Annotated in this window: 14 protein-coding genes and 1 pseudogene; 4 read left to right on the forward strand and 11 right to left on the reverse strand. The window is 60.0% G+C overall.

Features of this window, described 5'->3' with window-relative positions; all coding sequences use genetic code 11:
- Nucleotides 1–115 precede the first annotated feature (115 nt).
- A complete protein-coding gene (locus ACK4FF_RS02270; protein ID WP_409704167.1) occupies nucleotides 116–1,462 on the forward strand; it encodes a DUF1329 domain-containing protein in 1,347 nt (448 codons plus the stop codon).
- A gap of 100 nt (nucleotides 1,463–1,562) precedes the next feature.
- On the opposite strand, the gene ACK4FF_RS02275 is transcribed toward ACK4FF_RS02270, so the two are convergent.
- The 9 genes and pseudogenes from ACK4FF_RS02275 to ACK4FF_RS02315 form a co-directional block, all read right to left on the reverse strand.
- Complete coding sequence (locus tag ACK4FF_RS02275; protein ID WP_409704169.1) at nucleotides 1,563–3,452, reverse strand: hypothetical protein; 1,890 nt, start codon at nucleotides 3,450–3,452, stop codon at nucleotides 1,563–1,565.
- On the reverse strand, nucleotides 3,439–4,404 hold the full coding sequence (locus ACK4FF_RS02280) for a fatty acid desaturase (RefSeq protein ID WP_409704171.1): 966 nt from the start codon (nucleotides 4,402–4,404) through the stop codon (nucleotides 3,439–3,441). The genes ACK4FF_RS02275 and ACK4FF_RS02280 overlap by 14 nt, the downstream gene beginning before the upstream one ends.
- Nucleotides 4,405–4,409: 5 nt before the next feature.
- Nucleotides 4,410–5,135, reverse strand: a complete 726-nt coding sequence (locus tag ACK4FF_RS02285) for a class I SAM-dependent methyltransferase (protein ID WP_409704173.1) — start codon at nucleotides 5,133–5,135, stop codon at nucleotides 4,410–4,412.
- Nucleotides 5,132–6,298, reverse strand: a complete 1,167-nt coding sequence (locus tag ACK4FF_RS02290; protein ID WP_409704175.1) for a Gfo/Idh/MocA family protein — start codon at nucleotides 6,296–6,298, stop codon at nucleotides 5,132–5,134. The genes ACK4FF_RS02285 and ACK4FF_RS02290 overlap by 4 nt, the downstream gene beginning before the upstream one ends.
- 3 nt (nucleotides 6,299–6,301) lie before the next feature.
- Nucleotides 6,302–7,417 (reverse strand): FkbM family methyltransferase, encoded by a 1,116-nt coding sequence (locus ACK4FF_RS02295; protein ID WP_409704177.1) that lies wholly within the window; start codon nucleotides 7,415–7,417, stop codon nucleotides 6,302–6,304.
- 2 nt (nucleotides 7,418–7,419) lie between these two features.
- Nucleotides 7,420–8,580 carry an acetyl-CoA carboxylase biotin carboxylase subunit family protein gene (locus ACK4FF_RS02300; RefSeq protein ID WP_409704179.1) on the reverse strand — a complete coding sequence of 387 codons (1,161 nt, stop codon included), beginning with the start codon at nucleotides 8,578–8,580 and terminating at the stop codon, nucleotides 7,420–7,422.
- Nucleotides 8,581–8,683: 103 nt separating this feature from the next.
- Nucleotides 8,684–9,784, reverse strand: a pseudogene (locus ACK4FF_RS02305) (DegT/DnrJ/EryC1/StrS family aminotransferase); the annotation flags it as partial.
- A 132-nt stretch (nucleotides 9,785–9,916) separates the two neighbouring features.
- Entirely contained in the window at nucleotides 9,917–10,960 is a 1,044-nt protein-coding gene (locus ACK4FF_RS02310) for an acyltransferase family protein (protein ID WP_409704181.1), read from the reverse strand.
- Nucleotides 10,961–10,965: 5 nt separating this feature from the next.
- Nucleotides 10,966–12,918, reverse strand: coding sequence for an esterase/lipase family protein (locus ACK4FF_RS02315; protein ID WP_409704183.1), 1,953 nt, complete (start codon nucleotides 12,916–12,918; stop codon nucleotides 10,966–10,968).
- A 109-nt stretch (nucleotides 12,919–13,027) separates the two neighbouring features.
- Between ACK4FF_RS02315 and ACK4FF_RS02320 the strand changes: the two genes are divergently transcribed.
- Nucleotides 13,028–14,296 carry an ATP-binding protein gene (locus tag ACK4FF_RS02320; RefSeq protein WP_409704185.1) on the forward strand — a complete coding sequence of 423 codons (1,269 nt, stop codon included), beginning with the start codon at nucleotides 13,028–13,030 and terminating at the stop codon, nucleotides 14,294–14,296.
- Nucleotides 14,293–14,841 (forward strand): response regulator transcription factor, encoded by a 549-nt coding sequence (locus tag ACK4FF_RS02325; RefSeq protein WP_409704187.1) that lies wholly within the window; start codon nucleotides 14,293–14,295, stop codon nucleotides 14,839–14,841. The genes ACK4FF_RS02320 and ACK4FF_RS02325 overlap by 4 nt, the downstream gene beginning before the upstream one ends.
- Nucleotides 14,842–14,847: 6 nt before the next feature.
- Here ACK4FF_RS02325 and ACK4FF_RS02330 read toward each other — a convergent pair whose 3' ends face one another.
- Nucleotides 14,848–15,411 (reverse strand): hypothetical protein, encoded by a 564-nt coding sequence (locus ACK4FF_RS02330; protein ID WP_409704189.1) that lies wholly within the window; start codon nucleotides 15,409–15,411, stop codon nucleotides 14,848–14,850.
- A gap of 32 nt (nucleotides 15,412–15,443) precedes the next feature.
- On the reverse strand, nucleotides 15,444–16,373 hold the full coding sequence (locus ACK4FF_RS02335; protein WP_409704191.1) for a hydrogen peroxide-inducible genes activator: 930 nt from the start codon (nucleotides 16,371–16,373) through the stop codon (nucleotides 15,444–15,446).
- A gap of 185 nt (nucleotides 16,374–16,558) precedes the next feature.
- Here ACK4FF_RS02335 and ACK4FF_RS02340 point away from each other — a divergent pair, with 185 nt between their 5' ends.
- The gene (locus ACK4FF_RS02340; RefSeq protein ID WP_409704193.1) at nucleotides 16,559–17,485 is read left to right on the forward strand and encodes a ZIP family metal transporter; all 927 of its coding nucleotides are present in this window, start codon (nucleotides 16,559–16,561) and stop codon (nucleotides 17,483–17,485) included.
- Nucleotides 17,486–17,583: the final 98 nt, after the last annotated feature.

Raw genomic sequence — 17,583 nt, forward strand, 5'->3', positions numbered from 1 at the left:
GCCGGTTCTGTCGAGCAGCCGACACTCAGAGGCATGGGGCTTGCATCCGTTTGAGTTACCGTTCAGTATCTGACACAGAAAAGAATTAAACCAAAATCGACAGGAGACACAAGGCATGCTGATCCGTTTTACCCAACCCGTTCGCACGGGCCTGTTGGCCGCTGCGCTGACCTTGGCCATGGGCGCTGCCCACAGCCAGAGCCTGGATGAATTGGGCAAGTCCCTCACCCCCGTGGGCGCCGAGAAAAAAGGCAATGCCGCGGGCACCATTCCTGAGTGGACCGGCGGTATCGCCAAGCCCCCAGCAGGCTTTGACGTCAACAAGTTCTCGACCTATCCGTTTTCGGACGACAAGCCGCTGTACACCATCACAGCCGCCAATATGGAGCAGTACAAAGCCAACCTGGCCCCCGGCCAGATGGAGCTGATGCGCCGCTACCCCACTTACAAAATCACTGTATACCCCACACGCCGCACGGCCGCTTACCGCCAGAGCGTGTATGACAACGCGAAGGCTGAAGCGGCCAGTGTGAAACTTGTTGAAGGCGGCAACGGCCTGACCGGCATCAAGAAGTCCAACATTCCGTTCCCTGTGCCCAAGAGCGGTATTGAGGTGATCTGGAACCACATTTTCCGTGACCTCGGTGGTTCTGTGACCCGTTACTCCGCCGACTTCCCTGTGCAGTCAGACGGCACTTTCACAGCCGGTAAGCGGATTGAAACCATTTCGTGGGCGTCCTACATGGACAACCCGGAGCCCAATCGCATTCTGTACTTCATGAACCAGATCACCGCGCCTGCCAACTCGGCCGGTGAAGTGGCCTTGGTGCACGAGCCCATCAACCAGGTGGAAGAACCCCGCTTGGCCTGGCAGTACAACCCCGGGCAGCGCCGCGTGATTCGTGCCCCAGAACTGGCCTACGACAGCCCAGGGATTGGTGCGGACGGCCTGCGGACCAACGACGACCTGAACGGCTTCAACGGTGCACCCGACCGCTACGACTGGAAACTGGTCGGCAAACGCGAAATGATCGTGGCCTACAACAACTCCAAGCTGGCCGACCGCAGCCTGAAGTACACCCAGATCATTGGCAAAACCAACATCAACGCTGACTTGCTGCGCTACGAGCTGCACCGTGTATGGGTTGTTGAGGCCAACCTGAAGCCGGGCAAACGCCACATTTACGCCAAGCGCGTGTTCTACATTGATGAGGACTCCTGGGCGATTCTCCACGCCGACCAGTACGACTCTCGTGGCCAGTTGTGGCGTATCCGTGAAATCTTCGGTACCCAGATCCCCTATGTGCCTACCTTTGGCGCGTCTGGTGAGGTACTGTATGACTTGCAGTCTCGCCGTTATCTGGTGAACGCACTGACCAACGAAGAGAAGTTGCCCGAGTTCGGCAAGAAGTACGAAACTGGTGATTTCTCCCAAGCTGCCTTGCGCCGCATGGGCCGCTGACCGAATAAAACCAAGAAGACACCCGACGGGTTGCCTGGCAACCTGAATGGGTGGAGACAATCAAGCCAAGCTAACGGCGCAGTCACCTGCGCCGTTTTTTTTACCAGCGGCCATCCGGCGTATAAGCCAGCCCGCGTGGATTCTGCACGGCTTTTGGGTTGGCGTAGGCCCATTTCAGGGCTTTGCAGAATTCCTGGCTCAGTGGGTTCTCATCTTGCGAGTGCCGTTCCAGAAAGTTTTTGCTGCGGATCAATGTGCGCAGTTCGTCCAGCAATTCTGGCGTGTTGATGTAGCGTGCCGCGCCCTGCACATAATTGTCGACACTCGTGGCCACGCAATAGTCTTCAAGTTCAAAGGCGGCCAGCACGTCATAGTCGCTGCGTGAATGGGGCTCCTCACCCAGCCAAGCCACCACGGGCAGGCCCAGCAGCAGGCAGTCGATGGTGGAGGTTGCGTTGCCAAACGGGAAGGGGCTGAGGGCCATGTGGTGGTGCGACAGCAGAGTCAGGTACTCGGTGTACGTGGTGCGCCGTGCCACCAGTGCGTTGGGGAAGTGGGCCTTCAGGCGCCGTTCCGCAGACAAATGCGACACGCCGTATTCGTTGGGGAAAAAGGTGAAGCGCACGGGCTTTTCGGCAAGCCGTTCGATTTCCTTCAGCGCCGTCACAAAATGCAGGTTCAGTTTCATGGCATTGCACGGCACGGCAATGTGCACACAGTCGCTGGCCAGTTGTGCAGTGGGCACTTGGTCCAGCTGCACGTGTTTCTCGATCAGGCTGCCGATTTCACTGTCCAGCACCAGCATGTTTTCCTGAACCACACCGGTGTCCACCACCGTGCGGGTGTTGATGAAGGCCACGTCCATGTGCGGGCTGTGGGTGGAGGCCGGGTGGCCAAAGCTCATCACCTGCAAAGGCGCCCAACGCAGGTTGGCTATGGAGATGCCCCATGCACGCATGCCCACGCTGGTGAAATAAGCCACATCGGGGGTGCATTGGTTCAGCACCGGTTGCAGGTTCATTTCATCGCCAGCGGGCACTTCGATGTAGCGGTCGAACAGGGCCATGGAGGTGTCGTCCACGTCACCACGCAAGGCGACCAGCACCATGAAAAAGTCCTTTTTCAGTTCACGGATGATGGGGGCATACCAGCGGTACATGGCATGTACTGAGGTGAAACTTTCCGCCACCACGGCCATCACGGGTTTGTTGTCCACATTGCCCGGCTGGGCCACACTGCCTGCTGGTTTGGGGGCAATGCCTTTGGCTTTGTGCAGGCGTTGGAACCATTGGTTCAGGTGTTTCTTGACCTCGTGCTTCTGGGGTGAACTGGCGTAGCTGCACAGCATCCACACATTGGCTACCACAGCGGCGTAATGTTCCAGCGGCCGAAGGTGATTGAACACGGTGCCGTTTTCCAGCAGGTAATTCCGGCTGGCTTCGCCAGTGACGGACAAGGGCAAACGATCCAGCAACAGCCCGATGCACAGCATGGCCGCGGTCTCGCTGTCCTCCAGGCTTAGCGCCACCAAGTCTTCGGTGTCCACTTCATTCACGGTGCCCAGCAAGGTGGCCCGAAGCAGGCCGGGGTTGTCGGTGAATTCGCGGGTTTTTTTCTCGCGGCCTTTGGCCAGCAGCAGGCGGCGGGCAAATTGGCTGGACCGGTAGCCCGACACTTCAAACACCTGGGTCATGAAGCGTTTCTGCAGGGTGAGGTGAAACACCTCATTGAATGTCAGCTTGTCAGTCAGGTTGGTGAGCACGTGCGCATACAGGCCAGCCAGACGTGTGCACAGTTCCACCGTGCCTTGAATGTCCAGTTGAAGCAGGTTGGCGTAAGGTTTTTGTTCACAGCGGTTCACCAGTTTACCCAAGGCTTGCAGAAAGGGCCCGGGCGCCTGGCGGCGCAGGTAGAGGGCCTCTTCCACTTGAGTCAGCTCGCTGTCCAGTTCTTGGTAAGTGGTCTGAATCTGTTCTTCAAGCGCGTTCATGGTTCAAAGGCCTTGTGCGGGGTGGGGTGTTGGGCATGCGCAGGCTGTCCCAGTGGGGGCGAAGGCCCGCCTCGGTGTGGGGTAGTTGGCTCAGCAGGGCTTCCCGAAGGGCGGGCAGCTTGCAATAGGGCACTGCGGGGTACATGTGGTGTTCAATGTGGTAGTTCATGTTCCAGTAGAACAAGGCGAGCCAGGCGGGCAGCAGCACAGTGCGGCTGTTGTGTCGATAATCATCAACGCGTTCGCAACGGCTGTGCTGCAATTTGGCCAGTACGCGGTTCGGCCAGGTGCAGATGAAGGGCGCCAGCGTGACCAGCAGCACCCAGGGCCAGAAGCCCACAGCAAGTGCTGCGACAGCCAGGCCGCAGTGAATGCCCACGTGCCAGCGCGCCGTGCCCACCAGTGCACTGCGTGCGGGTGTGCCACGCCGGAAGGCCTGTTCACCGAAGGGGCCACGTACGTGGTCGGTGGCATTGTCTTTGTAAATGTGAAAGGCACGCTGCAGGGCGGCCCAGTCCACAAAGGCGTAACGCCACCATTGCTCAAGCAAAGGGTAGGGCGCTGGGTTCACTTCGTGGTCTTTGCCCGCCTCAAGGGTGTGGCGGTGGTGAATGCTGTGGCTGGCCCTGAAGTACACCGGGTTGTTCCACGTGAGGAATGACACCACTTGAAACAGGGCGCGGTTCAAGGCCTGCGAGCTGAACACCGTGCCATGGTGCAGCTCGTGCCCCAAGCCCGCATAGCCGAAAAAGGTGGTGATGCAGCCGTGCAGCATCAACACAGGCACCGCCAGCAACCAGGCCCACCAGTGGCCGGACAGAGTCAAACTGGCGACAGCCGTGCCTGTTGCCAGCCAAGCGCCCACATGAACCGCCAAACGCCAAACGCTGGCGGCGTTATTGCGGCGGCTCAGGTGTTTCAGCGTGGCGTGGTCCAGTGTGGCCCTTGTCATGGCATTCAGGCCCCAATCAATCGGCGGTGTTTGCCCAGCAGTTCAAACACCAGCATGGTGTTTTCAACATGCACCAAGTGGTGGTTCTGGCTGTGGCGTTGCAGGAAGTGAGTGACGTCGGCGTGAATGTTGGACGCATAGTCGTGCCAAACAATCACTGCGTTCTCGCTGGCCATGTCGTAAGCCTTCTCGGTGTCGCTGCGTACAATGTCGTACTGGTGCCCACCGTCAATGAAAATGAAGTCGAACCGTTTGGCCAGCCCTTGCTGCTGCACATCCAGTGTGGTGCTGTCCTGAAACATCTGGGTGACTTTCGCCCGGGTGTCTGCATCGGCACGGGTCAGGCAGCGCGCGCCTTGTGCGCCGAAGGTTTGGCGCAGGTAGGCGTCATTCACATTGCCGTCGCGCAGTACGCCTTCGGCGTTGTCGGCTGCAGTGGCTTCGACATGACCAATGTCCACGGTGACCACTTGGGCCTCGGCGGGCGAGTTCTGCGCCAGCAGCAAGGTGGTGGCACCCATGAAGGTGCCGAACTCAAAGAAGCGCAGGGCGCCTGTCAAGCGCGCCAGACTGACGAGCACACTGCTTTCCAGCAGTGTCATGCCGCCGATGTCCGGGCTGGGAATATTGACCGTGAAGCCGATGTTCTGTCCGGGGAACCGCTCCTCAATGGCCTTGAACAGCACCTTGGGGCGAATGGCGTGAATGTGGGATTGGTGACGGGCATTCATGCGGGGATGCTCCTGTGGATGGGTGTACCTGTGGGCGATGTGTGGGTGGCCAGTTCGATGGTTTGCCCAAGGCGTGATGATTGTGCGATGGCCTGCGCCACCTCAAGCCCTTCCACAGCAACGCCCACTGACAAGGTGTATTCGTTGAGGGCCTGTGCGTGGATGGCCTGTGCGATGTCGGTGTAGTAGTTGGCAAAGGCCTCGATGAAGCCAGAGGGGTGCCCTGCCTTAAACCGCTGATAACGCCCTTGCGGGGTGATGGAGGAATCGGTGGTGATGCGGTCCAGGGTCATGCGGTTGCCCTGTGCGTCGGCCATGCGGATCAATTCCGGTTCTTCCTGAAACCATTCCAGGCTGCCTTCGGTGCCCAGCACACGAACCCGCAAGCCATTGCGGTGGCCAAGCGCAGCCTTCCCATACCAGGCGTTCACCATCAGGTTGTTGGTGTACTCAAGCACGGCGTCTACTTCGTCGATCAACCCTGGGGCCACCTGCGAAATGGCGCGCGACCATGCCGTGACTTTCCGTGGTGTTTCCCGGCACAGAAAACTCACCAGGCTGTGCAGGTGCACGAACAGGTCCAGCGACACGCAGGCGATGTCGCCATCACGCAAGCGCCAGTCTTGAATGGCCGAGGTTTTCTGTTGGTTCTTTAGCCGTATGTAACTGTCTTGCGGCATTTCCACCATCACTTTGAACACGGTGCCCAGTTGGCCCTGTGCAATGCGGCTGCGCATTTCACGAACCGCCGGGTAGCCGGTGTAATTGAAGATGGAAAACACCTGACAGGTGTCGGGTTGAACGCGGCGCAACAACTCGCGGCCCTGGGCCACATTGGCCAGCAGGGGCTTGTCGGAGATTACGGTGAGGCCATGGTCCAGCGCCAGGTGAATGTAATCGGCGTGGGAATCGATGGGTGTGGCGATAACTACTGCATCCAGTTCCCCGGCGCGGGCCTCAATCAGGTGCTCGGCGCTGCGGTGAACGGCGCTACTTGGCAGGCCGTAGTGTTCGCCACTGGTGGTGTTGAATTCAGGGTCGCGACTAAAGCAGCCAGCCACCAATTCAAAGGCGTGGTCCATGCGCAAGGCCAGTTCATGCACCCGCCCCACGGCGGAATTCACGCCGCCACCGATCATGCCAACTTTCAATGCACGTGCCATGGCTTACTCCTCGGTGAAATACATCACGGTTTCAGACCAGCCTTGGGTGTAGTGGCCAAGGCGAACTTTGTAGTCCGGGTGCAGGTTCAGCACAAAGTCCAGCACCTCACGGAAATGACTGGCTTGGTGGTACACCGCAATGGCCAGTGCAGGCTTGTGTTGGCGGATGTGGTTGGCGCTGCCGGCCAGCGCTTTAAGCTCCCAGCCTTCCAGGTCCATTTTGATGAAGGTGGCGGGCTCGGGGATCAGTGTGTCCAAGGTGTCCACCAGTATGCGTTCCTTGCCTTCCCCGCTGACTGAGCTGGCTGAGCCTGCGTCAGGGTCAAAAGCAAGTTCACCGGCTTGGTCAGACAAGCCTGTTTGAATGAACACGATGTCGCTGTGGTGGGCCAGGCGTTTGCGGGCTGCGGCCATGTTGCGCGCGGAAGGCTCGATCAGATACACCCGCCGATAGGTGGGGGCATGCATACAAAACAGTTCGGTGGTGTCCCCGTCAAAGGCACCGGCATCCACAAACACGTCTTCGTGAAACTGCAGGAATGGTTCAAAGTACTGTTCAGCCAGGCGCACCGAGTAATTGTTCATGTAGCTGGGGTCGGCAGTCAGCCGGAAGCGACACGCATCGAGCAACACCTGCCGCGATGCATCGTCAGCCAGCCGCTTGTACAGCGCTTCCCACGCAGGCATGTGTCGGCTCAGTTCCTGGTGCTGGTCGCTGACAAAATTCGGGAGCAGGGCAGTGGGGCAATTGGGCTGGGCCAGGCAATCACTCAGGCGCAACACGCGTTCAAATGGTTGGCGGGCCAGGGCCAGTTCCACATCCACAGGCGCAATGGAGGTGGCGCAGTTCATCACCCACGCGTCTGGCGGGGCTTCCTTGAAAGACACCAGTGGAATGCCTTCCCACACCTGCCCGGCGTGGCGGTCATCCAGAATGCCACTCAAGGGCACATGCTTGTTCAAGGCCAGGCTTTCCGCATTGCGCCCTACAGCAAAGCGTGGGTGGGCAAGGCCCGGGTTCAACCAGTCTTTGACCCAGTTGTTTCGTGCAGCATCCGTGTGGCTGCCTTTGATGGCGGAATCGACTGCTTTGGCAAAGGGGGATCGGGGGCTGTGCATGGTCAGGCCTCCATGTCGATGACTCGGTAAAGCGAGCGTTGGCGGGCGGCCAGGCTAAGTGCACCCAGCTCACGGTTGGAATCTGCGCGAATGAACATGACCCCGATGCGCCCTGCCGGGCTGGCCTGAAGGCGGTCTCCATGGCTGCTCAAGGGCACCCAACGGGCCACCCTCAAGGGCACGAGGTATTCCACGTGGTCTAGCGTGAGTGGTGCAGGCACGCTCACGGTGTGCCGCAACACGGGTTGAGGGGGCCGGTGTTCCATAACCCGGTCCAGCGTATCGCCCAGAAAGGCTTTGGCGTAGTTGGCTGCATAGCGGTAACCCGTGGACAGTTCAATGAGTTGGCTGTACAGGTCGCCAGGGCAACGGCGGGTCATTTCCACCCACACAAAGCCGTTGCGGGTGCGAATGAATTGGCCATGCAGCAGACCGTCCTTCAATTGCAGTGCGGCAGCCAGGTGCTCCACTTCCAAGGTCAGGGCCTGCGTCAGCGCAGGCTCTTCATGGTCCAGCACATGGCTGGTGTCCACCACGAAGGGGTTGGCTGAACCGTGCTCAATCACTGTCCAGCAGGCCACCACCCGTTGGTGATGCAAGAAGCAGGAATAACTGTGCAGTTGTCCGCTCACATGGTCTTCAATCACGGCGTGGCCGTCTTTGCTGGCTAGCCTGGCTTGTTCAACCGCGGCCTTCAGGCTGCTGGCGGAGGGGGTTTGAAGCACGGTGATACCACGGCCGCTGTAGCCGTCCACCGGCTTGACAATCAAGGGTGTGGTGGGTGCCGCGTCTTCGGTGTAGGTTCGTGGGCTGGACAGGCCCAGTTCTTCGCACACCGCTCTGAATCGTGATTTGTTGTGCAGCTTCACCGTGGTGTCCCACGGGTCGATGCCTTTGAACCGACCATGATCGTTGATCCGCGCACAGCTCAGGTAAGACACATCCGTGCAGCCAGGCACCAACACCTCGAAACCGTGGTGCTCCACCAAGCGGGCCAACGCCGCTGTGTCGGCGTAATTCAATTCGATGTAATTCGGGTCGGCTTTGGCCATGAATGCCTGTGGGTTGCCACCGCAAATCCAGACATCGTGGCCAGCGCGCCGCAAGTGCGACACCATCGGCACCGATGAAAAATTGGTGTCAACCAGCAACACCTTAGCCATGCAGGGGCTCCCTGTTGGGGATGCTTGCTGCCGGCGTGGCTGTCGAGGCAGGCTCAGTCGCCAATGTGTTGTTCACCGCAGCCACGGCTTGCGGGCCCAGCGCAGCAATGTGATCGCAAATGCGTTCCACATCCTTATAGGCCAGGTTCGGATAGATGGGCAGGCACAGCACTTGGTCTGCTGCGGTTTGTGCGTGGGGCAAGTTGGTGGCTTGGGCCGACGGCAATCCACGGTACATCGGCATGTTGCTGATGAGCGGGTAGAAGTAACGGCGCCCGAACACGCCAATGCCTTGCAGCGAGGCATACAGCGCGTCTCGGCTGTGGCCATATTCGGGTTGAACAAACACCGGAAAGTAGGCGCCGTTCCACTGCACATCGTGTGGGATGTTCAACATCCGGATGCCCGGCACCTCGGCCAGCAATTCCCGGTACATCGACTGAATGGCCATGCGCCGGGCCAAGGCTTCGTCCACATGCTTGAGTTGCAGCAGGCCCATGGCGGCATTGATTTCACTCATCTTGCCGTTGATGCCCGGTGCCATCACGGTGACTTCATCGGCGAAGCCGAAGTTCTTGAGGTAGTCGATGCGTTGTTTGGTTTTCGCGTCCTTGCAGATGATGGCCCCGCCCTCGAAGGTGTTGAACACCTTGGTGGCGTGCAGGCTGAGCACTGACAAATCGCCCGCGTTGAGCACACTGTCGCCTTGCAGGCGCACGCCGAAGGCATGGGCAGCGTCGTAGATCACCTTCAAACCGTACACATCCGCAATCCGTTGAATTTCGGCCGTGTTGGCGGGTAAGCCATAGCAGTGCACCGGCAAGATGGCGGTGGTTTGCGGGGTAATGGCTTCCTCGATGCGGCGCGGGTCGAGGTTCAGGGTGTCGGGGTCAATGTCCACAAACACCGGTTGCAGGTTGTTCCACAGCAGGGAATGGGAGGTGCAGACAAAGGAGTAGGGCGTGGTGATGACCTCGCCGGAAATGCGCAACGCCTTCAGTGCAGTGATCAGGGCCAGCGTGCCGTTGGCAAACAAAGACAGGTGGGGAACCCCCAGGTACTCGCCCAGCGCTTTTTCCAGTTGCTGATGCAGCGGCCCGTTGTTGGTCAGAATCTTGTTGTTCCAGATTTCTTCAAGGTACGGAACAAACTCCGCCAGCGGAGGCAGTGTGGGTTGGGTGACATAAATGGGGCTTTGGCTCATGATGCACTCGACACGGGGAGGTCCTGCCATTATTGGCGGGGGCCCTGTTAACCCATGTCTTGAACATCAATGGTTTATCCCTTCAGTCTTGCGCTTGATCCCCTCGATAGGGGGGTAATCACACTGGGCTGATCAGCGTTGCACTTCAATCCAGCGGTGCATGACCCAGCCCACGGCCATGCTCAGCGCCCACGTGGCCAGCAGGGCCAGCCCCATGGCAGCGGTATTTTCAATCCCCATCCACAACACCACCGCACTGGTGAACACCAGCACCGGGTAATGGATCAGGAAGACACAATAGGACATGTCCGCCATGGCCTGCATCAAGCGCCCGTTCAGCGCGCGAAGCACTGGGGCCAGCGCGTCACTGTAAATCATCAGAATGGCTGTGATGCCGGTGATCAAGAGGCGCTCGCGCCACTGGAACCACAGCGCCGCGGCCAGCACCAAGGCGATGGCAGTGGCCACCGACACGCGGCGGTGGTGGGCCACTGCCCAATGGGCCAGCACGCCCAGGCCATAGGAACCGGCGAAGTACACCGCCCATTCATCCAGCTCGGGCCGGGTGTTCCACCACAGCAGGGACAACACCGTGATGGACGAGGCGGCCACCACCCAAGTGGTGTGCGGTGTCCACCACTGGCCGATGGGTGAGTCGGCCAGGCGGCGGCAGGCCCACACCAGGAACACGGCGCCAGCAAACAGTTGAAGGTCAATGGCCACGTACCACACCCCAGCGGACAGGGCTTGTACGCCCACAATGTCATGCAACAAGACCAAGTGCGCCAACACCTGCCACAGGCTTGGCCGTTCGGCATCCATCGGGCTGCCCGCCAGCCACGCGGCACTGGCCCCCAGCACCAAGGCGGCGGCAATGGCCACCCAGTATGGTTTGACCAAACGCCAGTACCGCTGGGCAACCAAGGTGATTGCAGTTTTTGGGCCCAGGCCGCCAGCCTCTTCCTTCAGAAGGCGGGTGAGGCTTTTCGCGGCCAGGTAGCCCCCGATGACCAGAAAAATCTGAACCACATACCGGGCTTCATTGCTCAGCAAGCCGTGCAGGGCTGGCCACAGCTCAGCCACGGAGTTGGACATGGGGGTGTACAGCATCAGGTGATGCAGCACAATCAGTTGTGAGGCCAGAGCCTTGAGAATGTCTACAGTGGGGTTACGCATGTCAGTCAGAGACCCAGTTCTTCAAGGTGTTGTCGCAGAATTCGGCGGATCTCCACGATGGCTTCGGGGTCCTCCTGAACGCTGTGCCAACTGTCAATCACCAGCTCGGACTCAACGCCCTCCAGGTGGGCGCTTCGGTAGGGAACCACCCCGTCCGTGCTCTCGCCCAAAGGGCGGCCGGGGGTGTCGTTGCCAATCAGGGAGTGAAGTTTCACCGATGGCGAAATGGGTAGCTCGGCCGAACGATTCACAAAGGGGTCTAGGTCACTCAGATTGTCGATGCTGTTGAATGGCCGGTTCAGGGCCACAGGGGCGGCCGAGTCGGGGTCCACCAGCAACTGGGCCACCTCGGTGATGCGCCCCAGCACATTGGCTGGCAGCTTGATGAGGCTGGACACAAACCGCGCGAAGCGATTGTCGGCGAAATCGGTGCCCCGGTGCGGGGTGGCCACGAAAATGGCGCGGTTCACGAAGGGCAATGGCTTGAACACCAACAAAGGGCCCAGGTTGTCACGCAGGCGTTCGCGTCGGCGTTCGCTGAGGTTTTGGGGCTTGATCAGCGCGTTCCACAGCTCATCGCCGGAATCCGACACCATCAGGCGCGCCAACACCCCACCCATGCTGTGGCCCAGCAGAACCATGTCCCGCGAAGCCACGTGCTTGCCCTTGGGGTCAAAATGGGCGAGGGTGGCCGCCAAGGCCTGCCGAATTTCCTGATTGTTCAGCGCCAGCGGCAGGTTGGTGGGGTAATACACCTGCCAAATCTGAAAGTTTTGTCGAAGGGTTTCATCGCCCAGCACTTCATTGGCCACATTCACCCACGCTTCCGGGCTGCTGGCCAGGCCGTGCAGCATCACCAGAATTTTCCGGTTTGGGTCGTAAGGCTGCATCAGGTAAATCTGGGGGGATTCCAACACATCCCCCCGGCCAATCAGGGTCAGCAAGCTTTGACGGGCAAAGCCGGAACGGGCCAGCCACAGGCCGTAACCTGCTGTGAAATTGCCCGCCACGGGCACTTGGGTGCGGTGCAGGGTGACGGTGCGTTGGCGGTGCGGGTCCAAGCCCAGCACTTCGATGCGCTGGGTGGCCAGTACTTCCTCCAGCGTCTGGCCCTCAAAGCGCAGAAGCAGTGTCACCGCCGGAAATGGCGTTTCCGTCCAAGGTTGGGGTGTGCGGCTGCTTTGCGCCACTTGCCTGGCGTACACCGCCACCACCTCTGCGCCCAGCCCGTCGCGGCGGTACTGGTTGCGCAGGCCATTGAACTGCAGGGTAGAAGCACTGACCAATTCCTGGGGCAGACCCGCCCCATGCACCAGCCCTTCTGTGCGGCCATACAAAGTCCATGGCCCGAAGGGCAGCACAAACTGGTTGTCGTCACCCATCAATTTGGCAATGTCTTCACGGGACTCATTGAACAACCCCACCAGCGCTTGCTGCGTGGCGTAGTTGTAGTAGTCCCTGACCTGCGCCTGTCGGTCCTCCAGCGCACGGTCGGCTGGGTTGCGCTGGGTGAAGAACAGGTAGGCATAACTGTGCTGAACCACTCTCAGGTGGGCCAACCGGGCCGTAGTTTTAAGCTCGGGGGTGAATGGGTCACGCCGGGCGTCTTCGTCCAGTTTCAGGGCTTCATCCAGCCAGATTTCCGCCAGGGCCGATTGGCGCTGCTCGTCATTCAGCCCTTCGCGCTCCACCAGTTTTTGGCGGCACTGGTTGCGGTCTTTCAGACAGCGTGATTCGTCCAGCCCAAGCACTTGCAGGGCACTGAGGGTGGCGTTGCTCCATTGCCCGGTGGTCAACACATCGCCCCGTTTGCTGGCCACGAAGTCCTTTGGGCGCACCGATTCCACCTGCACCATGGCGCAGCCAGCCAGCAGACTGACCAGGCAGAAAGCCAGCAGCAGGCGAAGCAGGGAATGACCAGAGGAAGGGGTGCGACATTCTGTCGCGGTGCGGACCACCAGTAATGCTCTCAAAAAGTCTTAAAAATCAAAGATCGGTGTCACAATACCGGGCATGCAAACCGATCTCAAGTCTTTGTCTAGAGCCCTTAGTCGACCCGGGGCCCCTGTGTCAGAACGTTTACTGTGGGTGTTTTGGATACGCAACACTGTCGTGGGTGTCCAATTGCTCGTGTGGTTCGTCGCCCACCAGTTTTTGCAGGTGGTGGTGCCGTGGGGTGCCTTGCTGTGGGTGGTGGCTTGCCAACTGCTGCTCAATGCCGTGCTGTGGGTGGCCAACCGGCAGGTTCGCGCTGGCAGAAGGCCCCAGCCCTCCGCCAATGAACTCTTCATGCACATCGCTGGGGATGTGACGGCGTTTTCCCTCTGCCTGTACTTCACCGGCGGGGCCACCAATCCCTTCGTGGCCCTGTACTTGCCCTTGTTGGCTGTGGCGGCCACTTTGTTGCCTTTGGGCCATGTGCTGGCTTTGGGTTTGCTGAATGTGTTGGCCTACAGTCTGCTGATGCAGAACTACATTCCCCTGATTCTGGGCAACCCGGCCGATGGCGTCATGTTCCACCTCTTTGGCATGTGGATGAACCACATCCTGGTGGTCAGCCTGTTGATCGGCTTTGTTTGGCGTTTAAGCCATGCGCTTCAGAATCGCGAATCAGCACTCATCGCCGCTCAGGGTTCCCTGTCCCAAGCCCAGCGTTTGTCGGCCTTGGGTGGCCAGGCTGCATCCATCGCCCACCGGCTGGGTACGCCCACCGGCACATTGACGTTGTTGCTGGACGAGCTTCAATCCGACCCGGCCTTGGCTGCCCACAGGCCGCAGTTGGAGGTGATGGGCGCGCAATTGGAGGCCATCCAGCGCACCTTGAACACCCTGCGCACCCAAGTGGACCAAGCGGCTTCCCGCCCGCCCGAGCCAGCGGACCTCAGCCTCAAACACTGGCTGGACCTGCAACTCGACGAGTGGCGGACACTGCACCCCGGCCAGGAAGTGCTGGCCCAAACCCCCCCCGAGGCTGAGGGTGCGCTGGTGCCAGTGGACCATGCCACCTTGGCAGTGGCTTTGGCCACAGTGCTTGATAATGCAGCCCAAGCCCATCAGCGGGCCGGTGCCCAGGCCTCCATTCGTTTGGTGCTGGGGTTGCGCCAAGGTCGCTGGGTAATTGAAGTGCTCGACCAAGGCGGCGGGTTTCCCGAGGCCTTGCTGCCCACCCTGGGCCACAAACCGGTGCCCATCGAGCAGTTCCAAGTCCACGGCCAGGGCCTGGGCCTGTACCTCATGGGGCAGGTGCTTCGCGCAAGGCAGGTTGAACTGGAACTGGGCAACCACAACGGTGGCGCTCGTGTGGCCCTGCATTGGCCTCAAGGGGCGCGGGCATGAGCCATGTGTTGGTCATCGATGATGACGTGGTGTTTTCCCAAACCCTGCAGCGTGCGTTTGGCCGCCATGGCTGGGCAGCGGATTTGGCCCACGACCGCAGCCAGGCCCTGCGCATGGCCACAGTGGGGCAATACACCCACTTCGTGCTCGACCTGAACTTGGGCAGCGATTCAGGCTTGTTGCTGGTGGAGCCCCTGCGCAAGCTCTGCCCCGAAGGCCCACTGGTGGTGCTGACGGGTTATGCCAGCATTGCCACCACCGTGCAGGCCATGAAGTGGGGGGCCACCAATGTGTTGCCCAAGCCAGCCCGGATGGACGAAATTCTGGCCGCCTTGGGTTTGGGGGCAGAACCTGTCAAGCCTGCAGACAGTCCGGTTGAACCTTCGGACGATTTGGTGCCCATGTCGGTGCAGCGCATGGAATGGGAGCACATCGCCCGTGTGCTGGCCGAGCATGACGGCAACGTGTCGGCCACAGCACGGGCCCTGAACATGCACCGCCGCACCCTGCAACGCAAACTGGCCAAGAAACCCGTCAAACGCTGAACCGGTTCAGGCCGATTTCCCCAAGGCGCCCGGTTGGGGCAGCAGTTTGTCCAGCCATGCGGGCAGGGCTTGAAGTCCCAACACATTCAATTCGCGGTGCCCCTGCTCACTGAACACCCGGGTGCCCATCAGGTAATCAAACCAAGGCCGGGTGACGCACCAATTGGCCCCCGGGTTGCGCCCCATGTGGTGGTCATAGTGCCAAGGCACATGTTGCTTGCCCCACGCGGGGTTGTTGTGGCTTTTCTTGTGGACGCGGTAGTAGTTGAATGCGCAATACCACAGCGTGCCGACAAACCAGGGGGCCAGGGGAAAGGCGGGCAACAGCGCCACGCTGGCAGCAATCAGGGCCCAGGTTTCTTTGCCCTGGGCATGTAGCCCCAATGGAAAACGTTGATAGTTGGGGTCGTAATACCCATGTTGGCGAACCACCTTGTGGTGTTCGTGAAAATGAAAGGCCCAAAAGGTGCCCGGTTTCTTGCCCAAGCCATGCAGTACGTACTTGTGCATGGCCCATTCCACCGCATTGGCAGTGAACAAGGCCACGGGAATCTCCAAGGGACCGAACATGGGCGCCTCCAAGTGTGGGTGTTGAACCGGCTTTAACTTTGGTCACATTTCATCAGCACCGGCAGCACTTGTCCACGCAAGAATTCCAGATGCGGGTGGCTTGCGCGCGTCACGAGCGCGATTGTCCGTTTTGGTACTGGTTTGGCCAAGGGCAGCACCACGGTTTTGGTGCCTTTCAAAATACCGGCGCGGATGGCCATGTCGGGCAGCAATGCGCAGCCCAGGCCTGCATTCACCAACTGCACCATGGTGCTCAGGTTGGTGGCTTCAACGCTGTGGCTTTCGATGCTGGCCGCCTTCTGTGCGCTGCATGTGGCCAGCGCATGGTCCCGCAGACAGTGCCCCTTCTCCAGCAACAGCAATTGCCCTTCCTGAATGTGGTCTATTTTCAGGTTTTTGCGCTGGACCATGGGGTCATCGGCGTGGGCCACCAGTTGAAGCACCTCGTCAAACAAAGGCAGGGTCAGCAGCTTGCCTGCATCAATGGGCAAGGCCAACAGGGCTGCGTCCAGCTCGCCTTTGCCCACTTCCTCCAGCAGCACATGGGTCTGGCTTTCACGCACCGCCACGGACAGGTCCGGACAGGCCTTGCGCAACAGGTTCAAAAGTCGGCCCAATACAAAGGGCGCAATCGTGGGAATGACACCCAGATGCAACTCGCCCCGGTGAGGGTCGCAGGACTCCTGAGTCATCCGCACCAAATCCACACTGGCCGCCAGCAGGGCCCGGGCCCGATTCACCACTTGCTGGCCGATCGGCGTCAGCGCCACTCGTTGCCTGTCCCGCTCAACCAGCTTCACACCCAGTTGGCGCTCTAACTCAGCCAGCCCGCCACTCAATGTGGATTGGGTGACAAAACATTGTTCAGCCGCGCGGGTGAAATTCAGGGTTTCGGCAATCGCCAACAAGTAAGTCAGTTGCTTGAGCGACAGGTTCGACGCAAGAGTTAACGGGTTGCTCATGGGGGGCGACGCTGATCGGAAAAGCCGATTGTATCCAGAGTTATTGCCATGTGGCATGTCAAGCCAATCAATAGACCAACACGATATCTAAAAAACCGATTGAAATCATCGAGACAATCGGTTGGTCATTCCATGTGAAGGCCATCAAAATGAGGCTTGTCGATTACCCCCCCGTGGAGAGCCCCATGAGTTTCCAGACTGTCACCAGCCTTGTTGGCCTGAACGCTGCCCACACCGCACGGTTTAATGCGGCTCGCGCAGCACGTGGGGTGGTTGGCCTGTTGATCGCAGCCTCTGGCCTTGTCATCCTGATTGCGGCAGTAATGCCTTGGGCGTCTCATGTGCTGCACGCCGTGATGAACGACCCGTTGAAGGCCCGCGCCGTGGGTGATTCCCTCATCGCTGGTGCAGCCACGGGGCTGGGGGGCTTGGCCCTTCTGGTGATGCGGAAAATTGACCAGCGCGGCCTTGGCCTGTTCATGGCGATTGCTGCCGGCATGATGGCCGCCGCAGCCTGTGTCTCCCTGCTGTTGCCTGCGGTGCGCACCGAAGGAGCGCTTGACGTGGCCTTGGCAGCAGCATTCGCCGGCTATGGCCTGATGGCCTTGTTGGACCAAACACTGCCGCATGAGCACCCAGTTCAGGGCCTCAGCCGTGCAGGCGACAGCACCGTTCGCACCGCCTTGTTAATGACAGTGGCCATTGCCATTCACAACCTGCCCGAGGGGTTTGCGGTTGGGGCCAGCGCGGGTGCCGTGCCAGGTGGTTCCAGTGGTACTGCCTTGTCCATCGGGCTTCAAAACATTCCCGAGGGGCTGATTGTGGCCACTGCACTGTGGAGCATTGGCTTGCACAAAGCGATTGCGGCCACTGTTGCACTTCTGACGGGTCTGGTCGAGCCCGTGGGTGCTGCGGTTGGTACCGTGGTGTCCGAGGTGTGGGCCCACGGCACCCCGGCCTCGATGGCTTTCGCCGCTGGTGCCATGGCTTTTGTGGTTTTGAATGAAATGTTACCGGAGAGCATCAACATGACTGGACGAATCACCACCTACTTGGCCACCGGTCTGTCCACCGTGGCCACCGCTTTGGCACTGGGCTGGATGGGGGCCTGACCCCGCAAACCACTCGTCTGCCCGTGCTGGCCGCTACGCAAAACCGCCCCAAGCGTGTATGGTTCAGGCGTGGTGGGCTGGCGGAATCATCCCCAGCC

The organism is Limnobacter sp. (assembly GCF_046297615.1).
Lineage (GTDB): Bacteria > Pseudomonadota > Gammaproteobacteria > Burkholderiales > Burkholderiaceae_B > Limnobacter.